Origin of the sequence: Microcoleus sp. S1D4 (genome assembly GCF_036700765.1) — a bacterium.
In the GTDB taxonomy this organism is placed as follows: Bacteria; Cyanobacteriota; Cyanobacteriia; order Cyanobacteriales; family Microcoleaceae; genus Microcoleus.
This window is the reverse complement of sequence record NZ_JAUBPP010000023.1, coordinates 43,764-66,640: the sequence shown is the minus strand read 5'-3', so window position 1 is coordinate 66,640 and position 22,877 is coordinate 43,764. Positions and strand designations below refer to the sequence as shown.

The 22,877-nt window shown below is 46.3% G+C and carries 21 protein-coding genes and 2 tRNA genes; 4 read left to right on the top strand and 19 right to left on the bottom strand.

From position 1 onward, the window contains the following. Positions 1–224 precede the first annotated feature (224 nt). From frr to speB, 7 genes are all read right to left on the bottom strand, one after another. Complete coding sequence (gene frr / locus QT998_RS21525; RefSeq protein ID WP_194068474.1) at positions 225–773, bottom strand: ribosome recycling factor; 549 nt, start codon at positions 771–773, stop codon at positions 225–227. Then, positions 760–1,488, bottom strand: a complete 729-nt coding sequence (gene pyrH / locus QT998_RS21520; protein ID WP_228050104.1) for a UMP kinase — start codon at positions 1,486–1,488, stop codon at positions 760–762. The genes frr and pyrH overlap by 14 nt, the downstream gene beginning before the upstream one ends. A gap of 186 nt (positions 1,489–1,674) precedes the next feature. Continuing rightward, positions 1,675–2,073, bottom strand: coding sequence for a peptide-methionine (R)-S-oxide reductase MsrB (gene msrB, locus QT998_RS21515; protein WP_194068416.1), 399 nt, complete (start codon positions 2,071–2,073; stop codon positions 1,675–1,677). Between the two features lie 66 nt (positions 2,074–2,139). Continuing rightward, on the bottom strand, positions 2,140–3,960 hold the full coding sequence (gene modB, locus QT998_RS21510) for a molybdate ABC transporter permease subunit (RefSeq protein ID WP_333117695.1): 1,821 nt from the start codon (positions 3,958–3,960) through the stop codon (positions 2,140–2,142). Positions 3,961–4,110: 150 nt separating this feature from the next. Further along, complete coding sequence (gene modA / locus QT998_RS21505) at positions 4,111–4,917, bottom strand: molybdate ABC transporter substrate-binding protein (protein ID WP_333090883.1); 807 nt, start codon at positions 4,915–4,917, stop codon at positions 4,111–4,113. Between the two features lie 383 nt (positions 4,918–5,300). Further along, entirely contained in the window at positions 5,301–5,858 is a 558-nt protein-coding gene (locus tag QT998_RS21500) for a thioredoxin family protein (protein WP_333090884.1), read from the bottom strand. 133 nt (positions 5,859–5,991) lie between these two features. Next, positions 5,992–6,921 (bottom strand): agmatinase, encoded by a 930-nt coding sequence (gene speB, locus QT998_RS21495; protein WP_333117693.1) that lies wholly within the window; start codon positions 6,919–6,921, stop codon positions 5,992–5,994. Positions 6,922–7,170: 249 nt separating this feature from the next. Here speB and QT998_RS21490 point away from each other — a divergent pair, with 249 nt between their 5' ends. Continuing rightward, positions 7,171–8,076, top strand: a complete 906-nt coding sequence (locus QT998_RS21490) for an alpha/beta fold hydrolase (protein ID WP_333117692.1) — start codon at positions 7,171–7,173, stop codon at positions 8,074–8,076. A gap of 237 nt (positions 8,077–8,313) precedes the next feature. Here QT998_RS21490 and QT998_RS21485 read toward each other — a convergent pair whose 3' ends face one another. Beyond that, positions 8,314–9,240 (bottom strand): calcium-binding protein, encoded by a 927-nt coding sequence (locus QT998_RS21485; protein ID WP_333090888.1) that lies wholly within the window; start codon positions 9,238–9,240, stop codon positions 8,314–8,316. Positions 9,241–9,397: 157 nt separating this feature from the next. Then, positions 9,398–9,850 carry a hypothetical protein gene (locus QT998_RS21480; RefSeq protein ID WP_333090889.1) on the bottom strand — a complete coding sequence of 151 codons (453 nt, stop codon included), beginning with the start codon at positions 9,848–9,850 and terminating at the stop codon, positions 9,398–9,400. Positions 9,851–9,951: 101 nt separating this feature from the next. Between QT998_RS21480 and QT998_RS21475 the strand changes: the two genes are divergently transcribed. Both QT998_RS21475 and QT998_RS21470 read left to right on the top strand, forming a co-directional pair. Next, positions 9,952–10,635: a response regulator transcription factor gene (locus QT998_RS21475; RefSeq protein WP_333090890.1), complete on the top strand. Its 684-nt coding sequence runs from the start codon at positions 9,952–9,954 to the stop codon at positions 10,633–10,635. Beyond that, the gene (locus tag QT998_RS21470) at positions 10,632–12,185 is read left to right on the top strand and encodes a sensor histidine kinase (RefSeq protein WP_333117688.1); all 1,554 of its coding nucleotides are present in this window, start codon (positions 10,632–10,634) and stop codon (positions 12,183–12,185) included. Before QT998_RS21475 ends, QT998_RS21470 begins: the two co-directional genes overlap by 4 nt. A gap of 56 nt (positions 12,186–12,241) precedes the next feature. On the opposite strand, the gene QT998_RS21465 is transcribed toward QT998_RS21470, so the two are convergent. The 4 genes from QT998_RS21465 to QT998_RS21450 form a co-directional block, all read right to left on the bottom strand. Continuing rightward, positions 12,242–12,670 (bottom strand): YidH family protein, encoded by a 429-nt coding sequence (locus QT998_RS21465; protein WP_333090893.1) that lies wholly within the window; start codon positions 12,668–12,670, stop codon positions 12,242–12,244. Between the two features lie 220 nt (positions 12,671–12,890). Further along, entirely contained in the window at positions 12,891–14,306 is a 1,416-nt protein-coding gene (locus QT998_RS21460) for an LCP family protein (RefSeq protein ID WP_333090894.1), read from the bottom strand. A gap of 104 nt (positions 14,307–14,410) precedes the next feature. Then, a complete protein-coding gene (locus QT998_RS21455) occupies positions 14,411–14,785 on the bottom strand; it encodes a hypothetical protein (RefSeq protein ID WP_333090896.1) in 375 nt (124 codons plus the stop codon). A 118-nt stretch (positions 14,786–14,903) separates the two neighbouring features. Then, positions 14,904–15,026: a hypothetical protein gene (locus QT998_RS21450; protein WP_255515891.1), complete on the bottom strand. Its 123-nt coding sequence runs from the start codon at positions 15,024–15,026 to the stop codon at positions 14,904–14,906. Between QT998_RS21450 and rpe the strand changes: the two genes are divergently transcribed. After that, complete coding sequence (gene rpe, locus QT998_RS21445) at positions 15,025–15,726, top strand: ribulose-phosphate 3-epimerase (RefSeq protein ID WP_194009673.1); 702 nt, start codon at positions 15,025–15,027, stop codon at positions 15,724–15,726. The two genes, QT998_RS21450 and rpe, sit on opposite strands and share 2 nt — an antisense overlap. Before the next feature lie 399 nt (positions 15,727–16,125). Here the strand turns inward: rpe and QT998_RS21440 are convergent, their stop codons facing one another. The 6 genes from QT998_RS21440 to QT998_RS21415 all read right to left on the bottom strand — a co-directional run bounded on the left by QT998_RS21440 (position 16,126) and on the right by QT998_RS21415 (position 22,578). After that, positions 16,126–17,289, bottom strand: a complete 1,164-nt coding sequence (locus QT998_RS21440; protein WP_333090898.1) for a ribonuclease inhibitor — start codon at positions 17,287–17,289, stop codon at positions 16,126–16,128. 3 nt (positions 17,290–17,292) lie between these two features. Next, complete coding sequence (locus QT998_RS21435; RefSeq protein ID WP_333117686.1) at positions 17,293–18,702, bottom strand: SDR family NAD(P)-dependent oxidoreductase; 1,410 nt, start codon at positions 18,700–18,702, stop codon at positions 17,293–17,295. A 67-nt stretch (positions 18,703–18,769) separates the two neighbouring features. Beyond that, positions 18,770–18,841: transfer RNA gene (locus QT998_RS21430), tRNA-Ala, on the bottom strand. Between the two features lie 8 nt (positions 18,842–18,849). Continuing rightward, a tRNA-Asp gene (locus QT998_RS21425) sits at positions 18,850–18,925 on the bottom strand. Positions 18,926–19,032: 107 nt separating this feature from the next. Then, the gene (locus QT998_RS21420) at positions 19,033–21,393 is read right to left on the bottom strand and encodes a VIT domain-containing protein (protein ID WP_333117684.1); all 2,361 of its coding nucleotides are present in this window, start codon (positions 21,391–21,393) and stop codon (positions 19,033–19,035) included. 402 nt (positions 21,394–21,795) lie between these two features. After that, positions 21,796–22,578 (bottom strand): DsbA family protein, encoded by a 783-nt coding sequence (locus QT998_RS21415; protein WP_333090903.1) that lies wholly within the window; start codon positions 22,576–22,578, stop codon positions 21,796–21,798. Positions 22,579–22,877 lie beyond the last annotated feature (299 nt).

Genomic DNA, 22,877 nt, shown 5'->3' with positions numbered 1-22,877 from the left:
GCGGACGCACGCGCCCAGATATTCAAACAGGTTTCAACCTGGTTTTATAGTTGAGAAACCAATATTTTTCTGAGAAACCCGGTTGAAGAGCGCAAGTCCCGATGGAAAAGGGAAGGTGAAATAAAAAGGTAATACGATGTCCGGTGAATTACCGGATCTAAAAAATAATTATTGGGAGCAGGCCCGAAAGCCTGCTCGCTTACTGGCTTTTTAGGATAACTGCACTAAACAGTCGTGATATCTTTCTCTTTGGCTGCCAGAACTTCTTCTATTTTGGCGACATACTTGTCCGTCAGCTTTTGAATTTTGTCTTGCAAGTCCCGCGATTCATCTTTAGAGAGATCGCTGCTTTTTTCTTGCTTGCGAATCGAGTCAACCGCATCGCGACGGATATTCCGAATTGCGACTTTACCTTCTTCGGCAAATTTCGAGGCCATTTTGGCAAATTCTTGCCGTCTTTCGCTTGTCAGCGGTGGAATGTTCAAGCGAATAACTGAACCGTCGTTGTTGGGCACGAGTCCTACATCCGACAGAGAAATTGCTTTTTCGATCGATGTTAGTGCTGTGCGATCGAACGGTTGAATGTTGATCGTAGTTGCATCCGGTGTGCCGATATTGGCAAGGGATTTGATGGGAGTTGGTGCTCCGTAGTAATCTACCATGACTCGATCGAGGAGGGAGGAGTTGGCCCGTCCCGTCCTGATAGTATTAAAAGACCGTTGAGTAGCCTCAACTGCCTTTTGCATATGATCTTCTGCTTCAGCTAACTTCACAAAATCCTCCGACAAGGGTTCCAATAGATTCTCCCATTACGGCTCGGTAGATGTTGCCCGATACCGAGAGGTCAAATACCATAATAGGAATATTATTTTCTTTGCACAGGGCGATCGCGGTACTGTCCATCACCCGCAAGTCTTGGTTCAAGACGTGGGCGTAGGTGAGGGTTTGATACCTGCGCGCGTTGGGGTTGAGGTGGGGGTCGCAATCGTAGACCCCATCTACCTTAGTAGCTTTAAAAATCACCTGTGCATCAATTTCCGCCGCCCGCAAAGCGGCTGTAGTATCAGTAGTAAAAAAAGGATTGCCAGAACCGGCACCAAAAATTACTACCCGTTTTTTTTCGAGGTGACGAATTGCCCGCCGCCGGATGTAGGGTTCAGCTACCTCTTGCATGGCGATCGCCGATTGTACCCTCGTTGGTACTCCTGCTTGTTCCAAGGCATCCTGCAAAGTGATAGCATTCATCACCGTAGCAATCATGCCCACATAGTCGGCTGTTGCCCGATCCATACCTGCAGAAGCAGCTTTTACGCCGCGAAAAATGTTGCCGCCGCCGACAACGATCGCGATTTGGATGCCTTCGGACACTACTTTGGCCACTTCCTGGGCGATCGATCCAACGACTACCGGATCGATGCCGTAGCCCAAGCTGCCCATCAGCGCTTCACCGCTGAGCTTCAGCAAAACCCGCTGATAAACCATCCCCATGCCGCCACTATTTTTTCTTTTTGTCTCCACCATAAGATAGCAGCACGGGTGCATTTTGAACATCAATTGCTTGGAACAGGCTGCTGGGAACGGATAAAAACCCGGTTTCTCGGCCTAATCTTCTTTTTGAGCAATCTTAAAGTTAAGGCAGAAACCGGGTTTTTTGGTGAGAAATACGGACTTAATTTATTCCTTGGGAACGAAATCAAGAGAAGCAGAATTCATGCAGTAACGCTGGCCCGTGGGTTTTGGCCCATCGTTGAATACGTGACCGAGATGAGCGTCACAAACAGCACACAGTACCTCAGTGCGGCGCATGAATAAGCTGTTATCCGACTCATTCTTGACATTTTCTTCGTTAATGGGAGCGTAAAAACTCGGCCAACCAGTACCGGAATCGTATTTTGTTTCTGATTTAAATAGCTCGGTGCCGCAGCAAATACACTTATAAATTCCGGGCTTTTTGTTGTCGTGATATTCGCCACTAAAAGCTCTTTCGGTTCCCTTTTTTCGGGTAACTTTGAACTGTTCTGGGCTGAGTTGCTGTTGCCATTCGGCATCGGTTTTTTTAACTTTGTCTGTCATGATTTAATCTTGTTAATTGTTGACTGTTGGCTGTTGACTGTTGGCTGTTGGCTGTTAACTGTTGACTCATGCCTCCATTAATATTAACCTAATTGGCTCCAAATAAACATACCAGGGAAAAGAATTGTCCTTGATCGCCCGCCACTTTTCCTTGAAAAGTTCAGCTTGCAAGTGATAATCTTGGGAATCGTGGGGAGGCGAGTGCAACTTAAGATATAATGTCACTCGGTGCGGAGTTTCTACTGTTGAGGCTACCCAACAAGCAATAGTATTTTCGCGATCGCACCCGCTAACAAAATTGATTTGATGAGCTCGAATTCCGACAGAAACTAGAGATTTGGGAATTGGTTCGACTACAGTTAAAGTGCAGCCCCAGTCGATCGCCTCTACGACAGTTTCAGCAACCGGTTTAGCAGCAGAGAAATTCTTGCAGCCCGTTAACTGCGCGACGGTGAAGTGGCGCGGGCGATCGAAAATGTTCTGTTTGCTATCAAAGGCGATCGCCCTTCCCTCAGCCAAAACCAACAGATTCTCGCACACCCGGTAAACCTCCTCTAAATTGTGACTGACAAACAAAGTAATTCCCCGATAATTAGCCAGAACCTGCATTAACTCCCGTTCCAGTTGACTCCGCAAGTGCGTGTCCAAAGCCGAAAACGGTTCGTCTAACAGCAGTAAATCGGGATTCGGGGCGATCGCCCTCGCCAAAGCCACTCGCTGCTGCTGGCCGCCAGAAAGTTCGTGGGGATAGCGGTTTTCCATTCCCGACATTTGCACCGAAACAAGCTGTTCTTTGACCCGAATCTTTTGCTCGCCTTTAGATAAATGCTGCAAGCCAAAAGCAATATTTTGAGCCACATTCAGATGAGGAAACAAAGCATAGTTTTGAAACAAAAAACCAATACGGCGGTCTTTAGAAGGTAAATTAATGCCCTCTGCCGAGTCAAATAAAACCTTTCCATTAACTGCAATTTTACCGCTGCTGGGAGTTTCCAAACCCGCGATACAGCGCAGAGTCATGCTTTTGCCGGAACCCGACGCGCCCAGAATTCCCAGCACTTCCTGACCGATATCAAAACCGACCTCCAAAGTAAAGCCAGAAAGAGGTTTAAAAATATTTAAAAATAGTCCGCCTTCCAGTTGTTTTTTTGGGGCTTTTATGGTAAATTTAGAGCCAAATTGAGCGAGATTAGATTGCCGTTGATAGTTAGGATTTGGCTTGGACGAAATTCTCGGTAAATAAGTCCAGTAATTAACCAAAGTGAGCACGCTCAAAGCAAGACTGAGAATAATCAAAACCCAAATAGCAGCTTGCCTCATATCCCCAGCTTCCACCGCAAAATAAATTGCCATCGGGATAGTTTGAGTTTGTCCGGGAATATTCCCAGCTAACATCAGCGTCGCGCCGAATTCACCCAAAGCGCGGGCAAATGCGAGAATAGTTCCTGCTATAATTCCCGGCCACGCTAGCGGCAACATAATCCGCCAAAAAACCGTCCCTTCCGAAGCGCCCAAAGTGCGGGCTGCATTGAGAAGATTGGCATCAATTTGCTCAAAAGCCCCCAAAGCAGTTTTGTACATCAGGGGAAATGATACGACTGTGGCAGTAATTACGGCGGCTTGCCAAGTAAAAATTATAGTTAAATCAAATTTTAGAAGAAATTGACCGATCGCGCCATTTCTACCAAACAGCAGTAGCAGCAAAAATCCGACTACTGTGGGCGGCAAAACCAAAGGAGAGATGAAAATGCCTTCAATCAACGCTTTACCTCGGATGCGAGTTGAAAGCATCCACCGGGCGGCAGCTATTCCCAGAAAGAAGGTAAAGAATGTCGCAATAGCGGAGGATTTTAGGGATATCCATAATGGAGATATGTCAAATTCCATATTTTGGATGAACTATCGCAGTTTTGGATGATTTGTGAATGAGATTTTTTTTAACGAACCGCGAAGACGCGAAGGGCGCGAAGGAAGAAAGAGAAGGAAGAGAATCAACTGTAGGGGCGGTGTCCCCGTGCCCGCCCTCCGGGTTTCTAATTAACGAGCTAGACCAAATCCGTATTTCTGAAATACTATTTTAGCGCGATCGCCCGCTAAAAACTCAACAAAGGCTTTTGCTGCGGCGGGATTGCGGCTGTTTTTGATAATTGCTAGCGGATAAACAATGGGCGAGTGCAAGTTTTCTGCCGCGGTTAGTCGCACTGTTACTTTGTCCGATGCTTTGGCATCTGTGGTGTAGACTATACCGGCATCAACGTTACCGCTTTCGACAAATGTTAGCACTTGGCGGACGTTATTTCCCAATACTAATTTTGGCTGCAGTTGCGGCCACAATCCGAGCTTAGTTAGCATTTCCTGAGCGTATTGTCCCGCAGGTACGCTTTTGGGTTCGCCGATCGCAATTTTCTTGATTTTCGCCTCTGTCAACTGTTTAAAATCGCTCAAAACAGCGCCATTTTTAGGAGTAATCAAAACTAGGCGATTTGTCAGCAAATTGCGGCGCGTCTCGTTCATCAGCAAATTAGCTTTTTGTAAACCATCCATTTGTTTAGTCGCGGCGCTGAAAAATACATCTACCGGAGCTCCTTGCTGAATTTGCTGCTCTAGAGCGCCGGAAGCACCAAAATTATAAGTAATAGTAGTATTGGGATTGCTGCTTTGATATACTGTTTTGATTTCTGTTAAGGCGGGCGAGAGACTGATGGCGGCGGATACAGTTAAAGACGTGCGCTGCTGTGCTGTGGCTGGGGAAACATTCTGAAATAAGTTCCAACTAATCAGCAGTACCAGTGTGGCGACGGCTGCGATTATCAAGTTGAGAATACGTTTTCTTTTTAGGTTCATCGGGAATAGTTGAGAATCTTTGATTTTGAATTATATCAAAACCGCTACAAAACTATCTTCCTCTTTTTCTTCCTTCGCGCTCTTTGCATCTTCGCGGTTCGTTAAATAATAGTGCGGTAGGCAGACGGCACCGATCATTAGTGTCAACTTAAATGTGAAAATCTTTGTATTTCTCGTTTATAGCAGAGGCCAGATCCCCCTCGCATCCCCCTTAAGAAGGGGGACTTTGAGCAGAATCTTGTCCCCCCCTTAAGAAGGGGGAGTAGGGGGCAAGCTAAGGGGGGATCTGGCCTTAATCGCTAGACAGAAGACTCGCACTACGTTTGACGTTAAATTCACACTAATGGGCGGTGCCGTGTTCCTACGGATTTCAGGTGTTATCCCTATTGTCGCCACTTGACAGAACAACCGATCGCCTCTGTAATAGAAGGTTCTACCGGTTCGTCTTTGAGCAATTGGTCGATCGCGCTTTGCAGATAAAAAACCTGTGCCGCCGCCGCGTCGTCGGCATTATCATCAATTAAACCTTTATAGCGCAATTTGCCGTCTCGGTCTAACAAAAAAACTTCCGGCGTTTTAGAAGCCCCAAAACTGTGGGCCACATCTTGAGCAACGTCTCGGATGTACGGGAAGTTGAGTTGATTGTCGGCCGCAAAAATTTTCATATTCTCAAAACTGTCGTCTGGATACTGGTTGCAATCATTGGCATTAATCCCGATCAACGTAACAGCTTGATCTTGAAAAGCTACTTGAAGTTCTTTCAGGCGATCGATATACAACTTCACGTAAGGGCAATGATTGCAGATAAATACTACCCCGATTGCCCGAAATTTTTCTAAATAGCGAGCTAAATGGTGAACTTCATCGTCAACTCCCGGCAGTTCAAAATCGGGAGCGTAGCCATTAATTGAAGTACCCGTTGTTTCGATTGGTAAACTCATGTTTTCAGGAGGTTAAGAGCAGTATTTGCGAGCGTGAAAGATGAAATTCTCAGCAATAATCAAATTAGCTGTTTTTGGGTTTTACTTTGATTCTAACCTGGCCAACAGCTTATTTTGATTAATAATTCGCGATTTATTCCTCGTTTTGCTTTAGCCAACCTTGAGCCGCCGCTTGATATCCAATAAGTTTGTAGGTTAATTTGGCGGCGGTAAATTCTGAGACGACAGAATCTACAACAGGTGCTAATTCCATGATGTCACAGCCGATTACTTCGTAGGACTCGAAGACGCGCCGCAAAAATCCGGTTAGCGAATACCAATTTAACCCACCCGGTTCGGGTGTGCCTACCCCTGGAATTAATGTCGGGTCGATGCCGTCTAGGTCGATCGTCAAAAATACTCGTTTGGTTGTTATGCTGGCAATGGCGCGATCTGCCCAATCCGGTTGAGTAGCAATTTCCCGAGCTCGAATCACGTTTAGCTGTTTGGCTTTAATCAAGTCGGCTTCTTCCTTGCAGATAGCGCGAATCCCGATTTGCAGTGTCGGTAAGCCCATATCAACAACCCGCCGCATCACGCAGGCGTGGTTGTGGATCGAGCCTTCGTATTCGTGTCGCAAGTCGCCGTGGGCATCGATTTGCACGACGGTGAAGGGTTCATCCGGGTAGCCTTGGCGGTAGCCTTCGACAATGCCGGCGGTGATGCTGTGCTCGCCTCCGAGGGAAATTACAAATTTATTTTCGGTAATTAGCTGGTGTACGGTTTGTTGCGTGACTTCCAGCATGTCTAAGGATGAAACTGGTTGATGGTTGCGAGTATCGGCGATCGGCAATGCGGTATAAATGCCAACATCGTAGCAGACTTCGGAATCTAGTTCTTCGTCGTAGCATTCGAGCTGGTGTGAAGCTTCTAGCAGTTTGGCTGGCCCGTTTTCACACCCCCGGCGGTAGGTGGTGGTTGCTTCGTAGGGAATTGGCAAAATTACTACTTTGGCTGTGTCGTAGTCGGGTACAATTTCTGACCCCAGAAACGGTACGACAGCAGTGGAAATGATCGTTGGCATAGGGGAAATTTCAATAAGGCAAAATAGTCAGCATCTTTAATCCTGACATAATAGCGGCTCGTAGTGCAAAGGAAGTTCGGCAACGGATGTCAAGGATATAAAGAAGAGGGAAGAAGAAAGAGGATTTAACCGCAGAGGGCGCAGAGGGCGCAGAGAGGGAGAAGGGAGGGAGGCTTTGGGATTTATGATACGGTTTGTAGTAAGGGGTTCAGTCTTTCCTAACTTTTGAATTTTTACTTTTTTACTTCTATGACTTCTTCTACGTTAACTGCTGTTGCACCTCAAACCTGGATGTGGAAAGGTTTTCCCATTTGCTACCAGGCTGCGGGAACCGAGGGCCCTGCGGTGGTGTTTGTCCACGGTTTTGGCGCGTCTTCGGGCCACTGGCGCAAGAATTTGCCGGCATTGGCTGCTGATTGTCGCTGTTACGCGATCGACCTCATCGGTTTTGGCGGTTCTGCTAAGCCCGCGCCCAAACTTGAGATTGACTATACTTTTGAAACTTGGGGACAGCTAATTGCTGATTTTTGTCGGGAAGTTGCGGGCGGGCCGGCTTTTTTGGTGGGAAATTCGATCGGCTGCGTAGCAATTATGCAAGCCGCTGTTGATTTTCCCGATATTGCTTCTGCCGTAATTTTACTCAATTGTTCTCTGCGTTTGCTGCACGATCGCAAGCGCGCCGAAATGCCTTGGTATCGCAGTTTTGGAGCGCCAATTGCACAAAAAGTTTTAAATGTCAAGTGGATAAGTCAATTATTTTTTAAACAGTTAGCCACGCCAAAAACAGTCAAAAAAGTGCTTTTGCAAGCCTATCACCAGCCGGAAGCTGTCACCGACGAACTTGTAGAAATCTTGTTAAAACCAGCGCGAGATAGCGGCGCTGTGGATGTATTTGTGGCATTTATCAGCTATTCTCAAGGGCCGCTACCGGAGGATTTGTTGCCGCGTTTGAGCTGTCCGGCTTTGATTTTGTGGGGTGCAAACGATCCTTGGGAGCCGATCGCCCTGGGGCGAGAATTGGCAAATTTTCCGGCTGTTGAAAAGTTTATTCCTTTGGAGGGAGTTGGCCATTGTCCGCAGGATGAAGCGCCGGAATTGGTCAATCCTATTTTACTTGATTGGATTAAAGGGCGATCGGTAATTGCAGCAAATTAGAAATTAGGAGACGGCAGTGCCGTGTCCCTACAATATTATCTTGGGTAGGGAAACTGCACTGCCGTGTCCTCGGTATCATAAGTATTATTGAACCGCGAAGACGCGAAGAACACGAAGGAAGAAGTAGGAAGAAGAAATTAGGAGACGGCAGTGCCGTTTCCCTACAATATTATTTTGGGTAGGGAAACTGCACTGCCGTCTCCTCGGTATCATGTCTGAGTGCAGCCGCAATTGATATTACACGAATATGAAACTATCAGGGGTAAAGCCACCTTGAATTACAGCAATTTGGTCAGAAGTACCAGCTAAATTGATGGAGTTACCAACAATATTGTAGTTGGAAATACTCCCATGTAACTGAATGCGATCGATTCCCTGTTGGAAATCCTGAATTACTGCAACTCCTGTTCCTTGATAGTAGCTGATTGCGGCATCACCGAGAACAAAAACATCTCTACCTCGACCGCCAATCAGCACATCTGTTTCGTTGCTTCCCGGTGTAGCACTCGATGGATTGACTCCAATCAGCGTATCATTGCCACGTCCACCCGAAAGTGTGTCGTTACCCGCTTCTCCTATTAAATAATTGTCTAGGTTATTGCCGGTAATCACATCTACATTGGGCGTGCCCGTGACATTCGCGAAATTCTCTACAGTAAAATTCAGAGTGCCGATACCGGGTAAATTGTTAACTGCTAAACTATTCTGCAACAAATTTGCATTAATAGAAGCTGTGCCGCTACCTGTGGAAGCATCGATGGTGTTAATCTGCCCCAAAGGAGCAATGATTTGCTCGATGCTTTGAAGGCTGTCTGTGCCGGCTGCGCCCTTGTCTACAATGCCTTTAGCCTCAAGGGTAATGCTATTGCTGAGGGAAAGATAGCTGATTGTATCCGTGCCTAATCCTCCAAGGATGCTATCAGTGCCGCTACTCCCTAGGATGAAGTTGTCTAAACTATCTCCGGTAATATTGTCGTTTCCTGTTGTGGTGTTGATACTGTTGGCTGGCGGTACTGGTGGAGTTGGGTTTTGGGGAGGTAGAGCAGAATTGGTAAGTTGTCCGCCTTGATTTGGAGGTGGAGGATTGCCCGGTACTCCTTGATTTGGAGGTGGAGGATTGCCCGGTGCATTAATTGAATTAGGATTGGGAAATAGTGGTGGCATGGTGTAATTATCTCGATTAAGTTTCTAAGTTGAAAGCAGTTGTCAGGCTAAAGAAATGAATTCTCGATCGCCTTTTGCTTTAGTCGCTACAATCATTAAGCTGGTTCAACATGACATTTATCTCTGTGCTGGGATTACAGTTTTGTAATCTGGAAAATTACCGTTTTTCTGAATTGTCAGGTATATTACGATCGCCCGATGGACGCGGTGGAATGCCCAAAACTTTGATTAGCTGTGCTTCGGTAATACCCAACTTTTTCGCTGCACCGGCAATATCTAAACGAGGAGGGGGCGGTGGGCCCGGCGGGCGATTATTTTCAGTTGGTGGTTCGGGCGGTTTGGCTGGTAGCCCCAATGCTTCGATTAACTCGGCTTCGGTGATTCCTAATTGTTTGGCCGCAGCGGCAAAATCTATACGGGGCGGATGTCTGCGCTGTCGATCGGGCGCGGGTTGGCTTTGGGCTAGCGGGATGTTAAAACTGACTGTAGTTCGATCGCCCAAAGTCAAGCTGCTCAATCCCAGCAGCAAAGCTGTAGCAGGTAATGCGAGTAGTGCAGGATTTTTCATGGTAGTTATAATTGCCGATCGCCAAATAGTTGATAGCAGCATCAAACTACCCAAACATGACGGGGAACTCTGCTGATAGATTACAATTTTGTAATTTAATTAAATAAACAATCACTGTATAATCACAACGCATCGGTGAATTTATGAATATTCTCTACGTTGAAGATGAAGAAAAAATCGCTAATTTTGTTTGTATCGGCTTGAAAGAACAAGGCTTTGTTGTGGATTATTGCGATAATGGCAACGATGGCTACGGGCGGGCGATGGATAATCAGTACGATGCGATCGTGCTTGATATTGTTTTACCGGGAAAAGACGGATTGTCTATCCTCAAACTGCTGCGAAAAGCGGGGCGCAATGTACCTGTGATTTTATTGACGGCTCGCAATGAATTAGACGATCGCATTGAAGGCTTGCATCTCGGTGCTGATGATTATTTGGCTAAACCGTTTTTTGTTGAGGAGTTAGTTGCTCGGATTTATGCTGTTGTGCGGCGTGCTTCTGGAAGCGGGCAAAATATTTTGAGTGTTGGCCCAGTTAAGCTCGATCGCATTCTCCGAGAAGTTACTTGCGATTCCCATACAGTCGAACTGACAACCCGCGAGTTTAATCTGTTGGAATATCTGATGCGATCGCCTGGTAGGGTACTCACCCGCACGCAAATTCTCGAACATATCTGGGGCTATGATTTTAATCCAAATACGAATGTGGTAGATGTCTGTATTCAACGCATTCGCAAAAAACTTGAACCCATCGGCGGTACGGGATGGGTTGAGAGCGTGCGCGGTGTTGGCTATCGGTTTCGCAAACCAGATTCCCCATCATGAAATTGCAATCTTTTCGCTTTCGGATTACTCTATTCTCTGCTGTTCTGGCAAGTATTTCTATAATTGGCTTTAGTATTGTTTCGTGGTGGTTGATTTACGATGCTAAGGTAAAACGTCTTGATGCTGAAATTAAGAATCAGTTAATCCAATCTACTCGCCCGCAATCAGCTCAATGGGATAATTATGCTAATTCTTTGCCATCAGTTTTGGGCATGAATGATGGGGAAACAACCGCGGCTTTGCTGGTGAATGACAGAGATGGTAATTTGCTCTACCGATCGCGCCAGTGGCAAGATGGACTTGATCCTAATTCATTATGGCGATCGCTGCCCCAACCCCCTCCCGATCCTGCCAGAATACCTTTTGAATTAGAACCTCCCCCTCCACCACATTCACTCTATCCACCACCTCCCCATCAACCACCTCCCGATCGACCCGATTCATTCTTACCGAGAGAAAGAAGACCCCCGCGCGATCGGCCTCCTCAATTCGATCAACCGGATTTTCCTCGAGTTTTCAAAGCTAAGCTAGCAACCCAGCGTACTAGCACGGCTGTTTGGCGTGTAGGCGCGATTCATTCTCCTCAGACTCAAATAGCGATCGCTGTTAACTTACAAGCGATCGATCGGGAAATGGCATCGATTGGCAATATCTTTCTAATTTCTATTCCCGTAGTGCTGTTATTCGTAGGAGGTGGAGCGTGGTTGATATCGCGGAGTATTCTGTATCCCATTGGGCGACTCACGATGGCTATTCGCAATGTCACCGTACAAGGGCTCGATCGGCGCGTCCCTGTTGGTTCGACGGATATTGAATTTTTAGAATTAATTTCTGTGTTCAATCAGATGTTAGAACGTCTGGAACGGAGTTTTAAACAAGCTTCTCGTTTTAGTGGAGATGCGGCTCACGAATTAAAGACTCCGCTGGCAATTTTGCAAGGGCAAATAGAGCTTGCTTTGCATCAAGTTGAATCTGGTTCTCAAGTGCAGCAAACTCTGAGTAATTTATTGGATGAAGTGCACCGCTTGAGTGAAATTACCCGCAAACTTCTCTTACTTTCTCTAGCCGATGCCGGACGTATGGGTTTACATTTGGTTGAGGTGAATCTGTCGGCTTTGCTATCGGAAATTGCCGAAGATATGGAACTGCTAGCACCACATTTAGAGGTGGACATGGAAATTGCTCCCAAGTTATTTATACAGGGCGATCGCGATTTGCTTGTGCAGGTTTTGCAAAATCTGGTGGGTAATGCGATTAAATATAATTTACCGAAGGGTTGGCTCAGGTTACAGGCTAACTGTCAGGGAAAAAGAGTAATTGTCAAAATTGTCAATAGCTCTCAAGATATTTCTTTGAGGGAGCGCAAGCTAATTTTTGAGCGCTTCCATCGCGGTGACTCCAGTCAAATCCAAAAAATAGAAGGATCGGGATTGGGGCTAAGTTTAGCAAGGGAAATCGCACGGGCCCACGGCGGCGATATTCAACTAGATGCTGCCATACTTGGTCAAACAGGGTTTATACTGAGTTTACCTGTGGGCGATCGCGATTAACCCGATCGATAATATGGTTGCGATTGTTTTGACTTTAATTGAGCGATCGGGTTAACTTAGAATTGAGAGTTTTTAGGAGTTGAAGTGGGAGCTATATTTGCGCGATCTCGCCACAGCAACAACGGAATGCTTAACGTTCCTAAAATCATCACAACTCCCGTCAGAATCCAAACTAGCACGCGATTAGGGCGATAATCACTTCGCTCGATTTGCCAGAAAACTCGATTGTAACGCCATGCTGCTAAGGCTATGACCGCAATGCCAAAAACGACTAAACTCAGCCCTAAAGTTTCGGAGTTGAAGAAGGGAGGGGAAGAAACTTCTTGTTGAGTCACTGTAGCTTGAAATTGACGGAGAAATAAACTGAACCGAGCGATCGCAAATCCAAAACCAATTAAAGCGAGTGAAGTTCGCAACCATGCAAGAAAGGTGCGTTCATTTGCCTGATGTTCGCGCTGTCGGTCTATTTTAGCACCCTTGTTCATCAACCCTACCTTTATAAAAAATCTTAAGCTTTCCCTCGTTGATTATTGTGTCATTTCTGGTTGCGGAGGGAAGTATCAGTATGGCGATCGCGATTCATCATTACCCAAAAATATACTATCAGTAAATCGACTAAAAAGCGATCGCCTCCTTCTCTACCCACACAAAAAAACAGGACACAGCACTGCTGCGTCCCTACAAATATCGAATTTAAAACCCAGTTTAAAAAGATTTCAATTCGCTTCCATACTTAGTTTTTTTGCTCAACCAATCCTTGCCCAATCTGATTGTCACATCCGACTGCAAAGAACCCGTACTCTCAACCAGCACATCTCCAAAACCCAAAGACTGTTGAATCGCTCGGGCACCTTTAATATCGCCGTCTTGAGCGACAATCGTGGTCTCTTCTAGCGGTTCTGGCCAATCTTTATAAACCTGGACATTCCGATAGCCAGCGCGAGTCAGAGTATTGACAAAATCTTCAACAGCCGATTCATTGCCCGTACTGTCTTGAATCGCCACCTTCAGAAAAGTCGCATCAGCATTCTCGATTGTCCAAGTATTTTGACCGAAGTCAAAATGCTCTGCCACCATAGTTTCGATCGCATTTTGGTCTGGCAACCAAAAACTTGCCTTATAGTCTTTAGGATCGCTGAATCTGCCGGGAACCATCAACATCTGCACGCCAGCGCGATCGGTTTGAGTAGCAAAACCAGCCAAAGCCACCAATTCTTCTATACTCAAATTTGTGTCAATGTGAGACTGAATTACCGACAAAATCTTCGGCAAGCGAGACAGCAAACCTACATTAACTTCCTGTTCCACAAAAGCCCGCATCAACAATTGCTGGCGCTGCACCCGCCCAATATCGCCCAAATCGTCGTGCCGGTAAAGCAAATATTGCACGATTTGTTCGCCGTTGAGAAGCTGCTTGCCAGCCTTTAAATCTATATATAAATGTTGGCTTTCATCGGTATACTTCATGTCTTTAGGGACATTAATAGTAATGCCGCCCAGTGCATCTACCAAGCTTTTGATGCCTTGAATATTGACTGTGACATAACGGTCAATTCCCACGCCGCCCAAGAGTCCGCTGACTGATTTAGCTGACGAAGCCGGGCCACCGTAGTAATTAGCTTCGTTGATTTTCACTTCACCCCTACCTTCAACATAGGTGCGGGTGTCACGGGGAATCGAAAGCACGCTTAATCTTTTATTTTGAGGGTCAAACCTCACCAATAGCATGGTATCGGTTAACCCTTTAAAAGAGTTTTGCCAGACATCGTATCCCTGTTCCTTGTCGGGATGGCCGTCGAGGTCTGAACTCAGAACCTTAAGTCCTAAAACTAAAATATTAACTGGACGAGTCAGTTCCGGCATCTTCATGTTGAGCTTTGCCATGTCGCCTTGAGAAAACACCGCCGCTTCTTCGGGAGTCAACTTTTGTTGCTGAAGCGGTGTTGTGGAAAGCGAGACGGCTAGCAGCGCTCCGGCGGTGGCTGAGAGCATTGCTACTCCAGCCAAACCAAAACCAAAACCCAACCAACGGCCTCGATGTGGCTGGTTCGATTTTTTAGTTGCAGGTTGAGCGGTTGATTGTTCGATAGGGTCTTGATTAGGAGTTTTTTGAACTGGCACTGGCTTCCTCACAGACAACAAAAATAAAAAAACATCGCGGAAATATGTAGTATCAAGCGGAAACTGCACTCAATCAATAGGGTCGGGCTTAAAAGAACCCTAAATTATGATAAATGTTTGCCGACCACTTGCTCGGCTACGCGACTTATTCCGGGCAACCATAGCGGTTGACGCTTCCAGAGACGAACCATCAGTCCCACAGAAACAATAAAATAACTGGTTGTTAGCAGGCTACTCATTAATAACATGGTAAGTGTCGGAGATTCCGCAGAAATCGCTGCACCTTCTAAAAGAATATGTCCTAGGAGCCAACTAAAAGCAAGGGCAATTGCCAAGCGGCTGACGGCTTTGCGTTCGGGGCTGCCCTGACGCCGGTAAAGATTCCACAGGGCGGGGAAAAAGCCGATGACTGGGATCATTAATACAAACAGACTTGCCCGATCGAGTTCAGGATTTTCTGAGGGATGTGTATTTTTCATAATTTGCATTCAAAATTTACAGGAGGTCTAGTTTTGCACAAAATCTATTGGTTTGACAGAAAATTGAGCTCGCAGACCAAAATTCGCAGCAGGGCTGGTTTTGCACAAACGTTGTCTGTCAGAGGCAAAATTTTTCGGTGATTGCTGGCGGTCGATCGCCCGCCAGCAACTTTTCGACCCGGAGAGCCGTATTTTGATAAACTGGATACAGCACCGCAGACAGGAGAACAGACTTAGCCATGACCAAATCTCAAAAACCGATCGTTATTTCTCCATCAATATTATCAGCCGATTTTAGCCGTCTCGGAGAAGAGATTCAGGCGGTCGATCGAGCTGGGGCTGACTGGATTCACGTAGATGTGATGGACGGTCGCTTTGTTCCTAATATTACTATCGGGCCGATGATTGTCGAAGCAATTCGTCCCGTTACTACCAAGATAATAGATGTCCACCTGATGATTGTGGAGCCGGAGAAATACGTCGAAGACTTTGCTAAGGCTGGTGCGGACATTATTTCCGTTCACGCCGAGCACAATGCTTCGCCTCACTTGCACCGCACCCTAGGTCAAATTCGGGAATTGGGCAAGCAGGCTGGTGTGGTGCTGAATCCTTCGACACCCCTAGAGTTGATCGAGTACGTGCTGGAACTTTGCGATTTGGTGCTGATTATGAGCGTCAACCCGGGCTTTGGCGGTCAAAGTTTTATCCCGGCGGTGCTGCCGAAAATTCGCCAGTTGCGCCAAATGTGCGATGAGAAGGGCCTCGATCCTTGGATTGAGGTGGATGGCGGTTTGAAGACGAACAATACTTGGCAGGTTCTGGAAGCGGGCGCAAATGCGATCGTCGCGGGTTCTGCCGTGTTTAAGGCGAAGGATTACGCAAGCGCGATCGAAGGTATCCGCAACAGCAAGCGCCCGACTCCTGAGTTGGCTGCTGTTTAGTTGAAAATGCGATCGTTTCCGGCGAATTACCCAGAATAAAACTGGTTCGCAGTCAGGACTTTAGTCCTTAGTGGCTAAAAGATTTAAGAAAGGACTGAAGTCCTCACTACAAACTGTTGCATGACTTTTTAGCTAAACAGACGGGAATCCCCACACTATACCGATCGAGGTTAGTGTGGGATGAAAAGGGATAGAAAGGATGAACGAAAGTGAATCGTCTCGACTATTGCAGGTTGCGAACCTTGGAGGGCAGATAAATTCACGATCGCCCCGGCAATAAACTACTCGCCCAGATTAATCCCGGTTGTTTGCGGCGGTATCGATCGGCCTGTCCTAGTTCTAAAATTTGCTGAATTTATTTTACATTAAATACTGACGAGTCGCAAAACAGGGTTCAACTCAACGATATACACTCTGGATTAAAGAAACACTACGAGGCTGATGTAATTCTTCACCAAAATTCAGCATTCGGTTGCGCTCTAACAAAACTTCAATTCGTCGATATGGTTGCCCATCTAAAATCAGATAACGTAATTTTTGATTGATTTCTAATGCATAAATGAGCGCTTTTTTTCCCAAATTGCCAATTCCATTCCGACAAAGATTGAGTTTCAATAAGGTTTGGTTCCGTGCGATCGAATGGGCGATCGCACTTGCACCGATATCTCCAATCTGATTGGGCTGCGATCCCAACACTCCTGTAGAAGGACTATAACCTAAATCCAGATTACTAAGTTTGGGATGGGTTGCCACTGCTGCTAATAATGGATTGCACCCTGCTACCCCAATTCCATTGCTAGCTAGTCCTAAATCAACCAGTGTTTTATTTTCTGCCAATCCATCCACTAAAACTGTAACACCTCGATCGCCCAGATGATTGACATTAAGAAATAAGCCAGTAATCACAGGATTATCAGCTAAAAGATTAGCCAGTAAAGCAGCATGGTTTTCCTGAATTTGATTGCCGCCCAAGTACAGCCGTTCAACAGTACGATTGGTGTAAGTCAAAACCTCTAAAATGGCTGCTAATCCCTCATCTCCTATTTGAGTATTGACCAAATCTAGGGTGCGGATACTTGTATTGTGACGCAACATTTCCGCTAGACTATCTGCACCTTCTACGCCAATCGGATTGCGTTTTAACCACAAACCAGTTATAGATTGATTCTGCGTCAGCGCTTCGGCAAGTGCAGCAATACCTGTCGATGAAATCGCATTGCAACCTAAATAGACAATCTCTAAACGGTGGTTACGTTGAATCAATCGCGCCACATCCTTAGCACCCCGATCGCCAATACCATTGGTTCCCAATAATAAGCTAGCGATCGCATCATTGTTTGCCAATGCTTCAGTCACTAAATGACATCCCATTACACCTAAATCTTGCTTGCACAAATCAAGTCGTCCATCGGGCATGACTGTGCCGCGCGGGAAGACTATTTTTTGAGCTATCGGTCGATCGGTTTGGAGATAATCGATTAACGATTTGAGTTCGATTACAACTTCGGAGGAAGACTCTATAGGATTGGGTAACGGACAGTGAAGAGCGGTATTTATCATCATTTGCTACCAGGGATAGGGGGCGTAGTCTTTAAGAAAATGACCGTAAATGGGAGGCTCGGGATTTTCAATACCTTGAACGATCGGATCGTAAATTCTTGCCATCCCATCTATCGCATCTAATGGCGTGTAAAAGCCTTGTTCTCCTTGAACTCGTATTTTCTTAGGATCGGGATTTTCATTGGTAATCCAACCCGTATCGACGCTGTTCATGAAAATATTATATCGAGCATAATCAACCGCCGAGGTTCGCGTCATCATATTCAAAGCTGCTTTTGCCATATTGGTATGGGGATGATAGGGTGTTTTACTGTCGCGGTTGAATTGTCCTTCCATTGCTGAAACGTTGATGATAAATCGTCTTTCAAAGGATGAACGAAGTAGTAATGGTTTGAGTTTACTGTTAAGAATGAAGGGTGCGATCGCGTTGACCACCTGTACTTCAAGTAACTCAATCGTATTTACGTCATCCAGTTTTAGCAACCAGCTATTCTCGGGGCGAAGATCCAGTTGTTGTCCGTCAGCATCGAAGCAATCGCGCGGGAAGTGATCGGCGATCGCACCCGGTAGGCTAGCTTTGTAATTCGGTTGACTTTCGAGTAAAATAGATTGATGTCGAGGTAATTGCTCCTTTAATAGATTGCGATCCATCGGGATTAATGCTTGCGCGTTGTTGCTGAGTATTTGTGATGCTTCTTCTTCTCGCTCTAAGAGATGCTGATAAAATGCCAATGGACGCTTGATAGTTTGAGCTGCATTGTTGATAATCAGATCGAGAGCGGATTCAGTATGGAATAAATTCCGTACAAATGTTTCTAATGCTGGAATATTTCGCAGATCGAGTCCGTGAATTTGCAGGCGATCGCGCCACTGCTCGAAATCGGGTTCTAGACTATAGCGATTAGCACAGTCATAGGGGAATCTTGTGGTGAGAATCACCCTAGCACCATCTTGCAACAGTCGCAATCCCATCTGATAGCCAATCTTGATGCGTCCGCCTGTCACTAATGCAGTTCGCCCAACTAAATGGGTTCGCTGTTGTCGTTTTTGGTAATTAAATTGAGCACATTTTGGGCAGAGTGAATGATAAAAAAAATGAATTTCTGTATAGGGTGTTTTGCAAATGTAACAAAGGATGGGCTTGTGCAAATGCTGCGATCTGGTTGTTGATTCTGGTAAGGCAGCCGATGGCTGTTGTTGGCGCTGATGCTGCACCATGACGGTTGATGCTTTGAGTTGCCTATCTTCAATTCGTCGTTGTTGTTGTTGAGTTTGACGCCCACCTTTGCGTCCCTGTTTGTAGATTTTGGCAATCAAACTTTTGAAGCGATCGTGTTCGCCAATGACCGCTGGATCTTCTGAAATTTGTTGCAGAACATTGAGGCAAATTTCTAATTGGTCTGGTGGGATATTCATCTTGACCAACCCCTTGAGAAATTGAGCGCGAAAACCCCTTCATATATCCACATTTGATATTGATGGGTGGGGCTAAGAGGATTTGAACCTCTAACTTCTTTCCTGCAGAGAAAGCGCTCTTCCATTGAGCTATAGCCCCCAAAAAGGTGGAACTGAGGGAGACTCGAACTCCCAACCTCTGCGATGATGTCGCTAGTGCTCTTCCAATTGCGCTACCAGTCCCAAATCTTAGAAATCGCTGATACTACATTATAGTTATATCAATTCCGGTAGCATCGGAATAATTATTGGCCGGAATGAGGAGACTATTGTTGTGCAACTCAAGCTGTTTTACGATCGCACCCGCAACGTCAGGCGCACTGTATCCCCAATAAAGTGAGGAATACGCCAGCTAAACAGCCATTTTTTGATGATTTTCAGCAACTCCACATCCGCCAAAGTCGAAGCATCAGCATCCACGACTATTCGGCTGGCGCGCACCTTATCGAAAACAATTTCTAACACCAATTCGCCGTTGATACCGGGCGGGACAGTCAGAGTTTCCAAGTGTTCGTTTAAACTATCGATCGCCTCTTCATCCAATCCCGTAGCGCTAACAACTTCTACAGGTGAGGTGCCGCGCGGGCGGGCCGGTGCGATCGGGGCGCTGGCTGGTGCGGGCAATGGATACACCCGTTTTTCTAGGCGATTAAATGTGATGCCGCGTTCTAATTCTTGTTCTTGTTCCATCCAGTCTGTGCAGCCATTATCTTCTACATAGCCTGTGCCACCAAATACACCTCTATATTCCACCGCTTCCGGCATTTCTACTGGCACATTCATCGCGATCGATTCCGTACCCGGTTCGACGCGCACATCATCGCTGACAGCCACAAAAGCCGTGTACTGCGACAGAAGCTGATATGTTAGCGCCGTTTCTGTCACTGTTTCCACCCCCACCTTGGTTTCGTACTGCACCATCTGATTCATCAAATCTTTGATGCGGTGCCGCCCCCAAAGCTGGGCAACTGCCGGATTTCCAGGATCGGTAAAGTCGAGTTGGTAGGTTTGGACGTACTGGTGTCCGCCTGCGCTAACCCCTTTAATCTGCAATATTCCAGCTTCGCGATCGCCCTTTTTTCCAAATAAAACCAGCGGTTGTTCGGCAAATAAATCCGGCGCAACTGACGGATAAATTACCGGATTTTCGCCCTCTCCCTGCCAAGTAATTTCTAGATTTATTAACACCGGATTGTTGATTTGCCGGAAGAACTTTTCCACAAATTCATTAACAGGTTCGTCATGCCGGATAATCCGCGAGATTCCCCGCCCGATTTCGGCAATGCGATCGAGCAAAAAGCGATTTACGGAACTCCCGGCACCGAAACTGTACAGGCGATTCCCAGATTTAAGGTGTTGCTGCACTTCGGCGAGAACTTGATTTTCGTTGCCGATGAAACCGTCGCTGAGGAATACCACAGTTCGCAAGCGCCCGGATGGTGCGGGAAAATCGATCGCCGCCCGAATCCCGCCCAACATTTCCGTACTATTTTCAGCGCGCAGTTTGTTGATATATTCGATCGCCTGTTGTCTATTTTCTGCTGTATTCGGTAGCGGTTGTTTTGACAGTTGTCGCACTTTGTCGGAAAAATCCAAAATCGAGAAAGTATCCGCTGGATTCAGTCCGTTAATAAATTGTCGCAACAATGCCTGACATTGCTGCAAAGGCGCACCGGATTGCGAACCGGAAGTATCGACTAAAAATACAACATCTTTCGGTACAATTTCATCAGCTTTGTATTCGATCGCCGGAATCAAATAAACTGCAAAATGTCCGCCGCGATCGTCCGATTGAGTTAATACCGTCGATTGAGTTTCTCGACCGGCAACTTGATAGCGAACAATCAAATCTTTGTTAGGAATTGTATCTTGATTTGCCAACTGAACGCGCACCTTCAGCCCATTCTTTTGCTCGCTGTTTGGGGAAGTTTGGGGAGAGTCGAAATATTCAATTTGCAGTTGGTGGGATGGAGAATTGACATTGCGAATCGGTACGCCCGCCTCAATTTCCAGCGTCACGCCGATATCCTGTCCCGATCGCATTCCCGGCGGCAAAATCGGGGCATTCAGCCGCGACGCATCGGGAACAATATCGGTAGACGAATTAACTGTCATTGGGGCTGGGGCGCTACCGCTGGCTGCAGTTTCATCCAGCGGCGTACCGGGAATATATCGCGGCCCGACAACCATCGGAAACACAAATTCATAATCCCCAGCTTGAAATTTCAAGCTGTCCGTATAGCGAATCACAACCTCGATTTCTTCTCCCGGTTTGATGTTTGCGAGGGATTGAGTGAAAATATTATCTCGCTCTTGTTCCAACAAACCCGCTGTCCGCCCTTCTTGTTTGGCTTGTTGGTAAATTCTTTGTGCTTCTTCGCGTTTTTTGATGCTGCCTTTAATAGTGTTACTGCCAATTTTAATTTCCATCTCATCAACCGCTGCTTCGGCTGGTAGCGGAAAAATATAGACGGCTTCCAGCGGCTTGGTGAAAGGATTTTCAAATGTTTGCGAGACTTCAACTCGCGATAGATTTCCGGCTATTTTGGCTCTGACTTCTGTATGTTTCAGGGGAAAAACGAGTTTTTCTCCATCGGGGGAACGCACGTATAATCCACTGGTTCGATCGGTTGGAGATATCAAGGGTGTCATGAGGTTGTTCCTCCATTCCTCCATCACTGATATATAGCGGTTATCAAAAAAGTGAGGTATGTCCTATGCCCTATGCCCAGTTTGGCTTATGCCCGATCCCGGATAGTACCTCATCTTTCGCTTGAAAGGCTATATTATAACATCATACAAACAGTAATGCTCAGTTGCGATCGACTTAAACTGCCAGTCAAACCGCAGCATTACTGTTGGCTGGTGCGATCGTAATAATGCCCATTTGCCAAATTCAATAGCAGCGTTTCTGTCAACTCCGGTTGCACTTTTTTGCGATAGAGAGGAGACAGCAATGCCCTGTCCCTACTGAGATTAATTGTAGGGACACCGCAGGTGCAGTGTCCTCATTTCGGAGAATATTAATTCCGATGCAACCGGAAATGAGATTGATTATTTCGAGACATTCGCGAGAATATTTTCCATCTCAGAAAGCTCGACAGCCCCGGAGAAAGTTTGGCCGTTCATGATAAAGAACGGAGTGCCTTCAATGCCAAGTTGTTTAGCCAGTTGCACGTCTTTCGCAATGGCGGCTTCGGCGGCGGGGCTGTTGCGATCGGTGTTGAACTTATCTAATTTTAGATTGAGCTTTTGGGCGATCGATCCGTAAAATTCTTCGCCTAAGTCTTTCTGCCCTTCAAACAAAGCATTGTAATATTCCCAGAATTTGCCCTGCTGCCCAGCAGCCCAAGCTGCTTTAGCCGCTGGCAGCGCTTGAGGGTGAATTGAAGTCAAGGGAAAATGTTTGTAAGCTAAAGTAACTTTGTCCTGGTGTTTTGCCATAAACTGCTTGACAGTCTCGTGAGCCTTCGCGCAAAACGGACATTGAAAGTCAGAGAATTCTACAAGTACAATCTGCTGCGCCGCCGAGCCCGTGGTAGGAGCATCCCCGATCGCAGATTTGGGATTAGTTTTCATCGCCTGCAAAAAAGACTCCTGCGCTGCTTTGAGAGACTGCTGCTGCTGTTGCTGGTACGCTTGTACCGAGTCTAAAATTGCTTGGGGGTTTTCGCGGAGCACCTGCAAAACTTGCTCTTTAAACTTGGGATCGACTGAATTGCCAGCCGCTGACTGGGCGGGGGAACAACCGATAAATACAAGGCAAGCTGCCAGCAGTGCAGCGAAGCAGAAGGCTTGCTGGCTGCGGAGTTTTCGCCAAATAGTGGATACGTTCATCTTTTTTTTTCTGATTCAAGGCAACACTTAATCCTACATTCTATTTTGCGGAGTGTCAGGTAGAGCCTTCCTCAAAAAGGCGAGCCATCCATCGATTTTAGATCCTTGGGCTTGTTTCGGCTACGCTGGCTCACAAGTCGCTCAGTACGAGTTTTAAATTTTAAATTTAAGATTGAATAATTGGGGAATTGAAGAAGTTATCGATTGAATAAATGAAGAATTTAATAATTGAGGTAGCCCTGAGCACCATCAAAAAGGTTTGATCGTTCGGACTTCAGTTTTTTTCCAACAAAAAATGA

What these genes read in the sequence shown, in the direction of transcription:
- QT998_RS21470 (WP_333117688.1), top strand. Translation starts at nt 10,632, where the DNA reads ATGAAATTGCAATCTTTTCGCTTTCGGATTACTCTATTCTCTGCTGTT.
- QT998_RS21420 (WP_333117684.1), bottom strand. Translation starts at nt 21,393, where the DNA reads ATGACACCCTTGATATCTCCAACCGATCGAACCAGTGGATTATACGTG.
- QT998_RS21465 (WP_333090893.1), bottom strand. Translation starts at nt 12,670, where the DNA reads ATGAACAAGGGTGCTAAAATAGACCGACAGCGCGAACATCAGGCAAAT.
- msrB (WP_194068416.1), bottom strand. Translation starts at nt 2,073, where the DNA reads ATGACAGACAAAGTTAAAAAAACCGATGCCGAATGGCAACAGCAACTC.
- QT998_RS21440 (WP_333090898.1), bottom strand. Translation starts at nt 17,289, where the DNA reads ATGATGATAAATACCGCTCTTCACTGTCCGTTACCCAATCCTATAGAG.
- QT998_RS21480 (WP_333090889.1), bottom strand. Translation starts at nt 9,850, where the DNA reads ATGCTGCTATCAACTATTTGGCGATCGGCAATTATAACTACCATGAAA.
- QT998_RS21490 (WP_333117692.1), top strand. Translation starts at nt 7,171, where the DNA reads ATGACTTCTTCTACGTTAACTGCTGTTGCACCTCAAACCTGGATGTGG.
- QT998_RS21415 (WP_333090903.1), bottom strand. Translation starts at nt 22,578, where the DNA reads ATGAACGTATCCACTATTTGGCGAAAACTCCGCAGCCAGCAAGCCTTC.
- modB (WP_333117695.1), bottom strand. Translation starts at nt 3,960, where the DNA reads ATGGAATTTGACATATCTCCATTATGGATATCCCTAAAATCCTCCGCT.
- QT998_RS21435 (WP_333117686.1), bottom strand. Translation starts at nt 18,702, where the DNA reads ATGAATATCCCACCAGACCAATTAGAAATTTGCCTCAATGTTCTGCAA.
- rpe (WP_194009673.1), top strand. Translation starts at nt 15,025, where the DNA reads ATGACCAAATCTCAAAAACCGATCGTTATTTCTCCATCAATATTATCA.
- speB (WP_333117693.1), bottom strand. Translation starts at nt 6,921, where the DNA reads ATGCCAACGATCATTTCCACTGCTGTCGTACCGTTTCTGGGGTCAGAA.
- modA (WP_333090883.1), bottom strand. Translation starts at nt 4,917, where the DNA reads ATGAACCTAAAAAGAAAACGTATTCTCAACTTGATAATCGCAGCCGTC.
- QT998_RS21500 (WP_333090884.1), bottom strand. Translation starts at nt 5,858, where the DNA reads ATGAGTTTACCAATCGAAACAACGGGTACTTCAATTAATGGCTACGCT.
- QT998_RS21450 (WP_255515891.1), bottom strand. Translation starts at nt 15,026, where the DNA reads ATGGCTAAGTCTGTTCTCCTGTCTGCGGTGCTGTATCCAGTTTATCAA.
- pyrH (WP_228050104.1), bottom strand. Translation starts at nt 1,488, where the DNA reads ATGGGGATGGTTTATCAGCGGGTTTTGCTGAAGCTCAGCGGTGAAGCG.
- QT998_RS21455 (WP_333090896.1), bottom strand. Translation starts at nt 14,785, where the DNA reads ATGAAAAATACACATCCCTCAGAAAATCCTGAACTCGATCGGGCAAGT.
- QT998_RS21485 (WP_333090888.1), bottom strand. Translation starts at nt 9,240, where the DNA reads ATGCCACCACTATTTCCCAATCCTAATTCAATTAATGCACCGGGCAAT.
- QT998_RS21475 (WP_333090890.1), top strand. Translation starts at nt 9,952, where the DNA reads ATGAATATTCTCTACGTTGAAGATGAAGAAAAAATCGCTAATTTTGTT.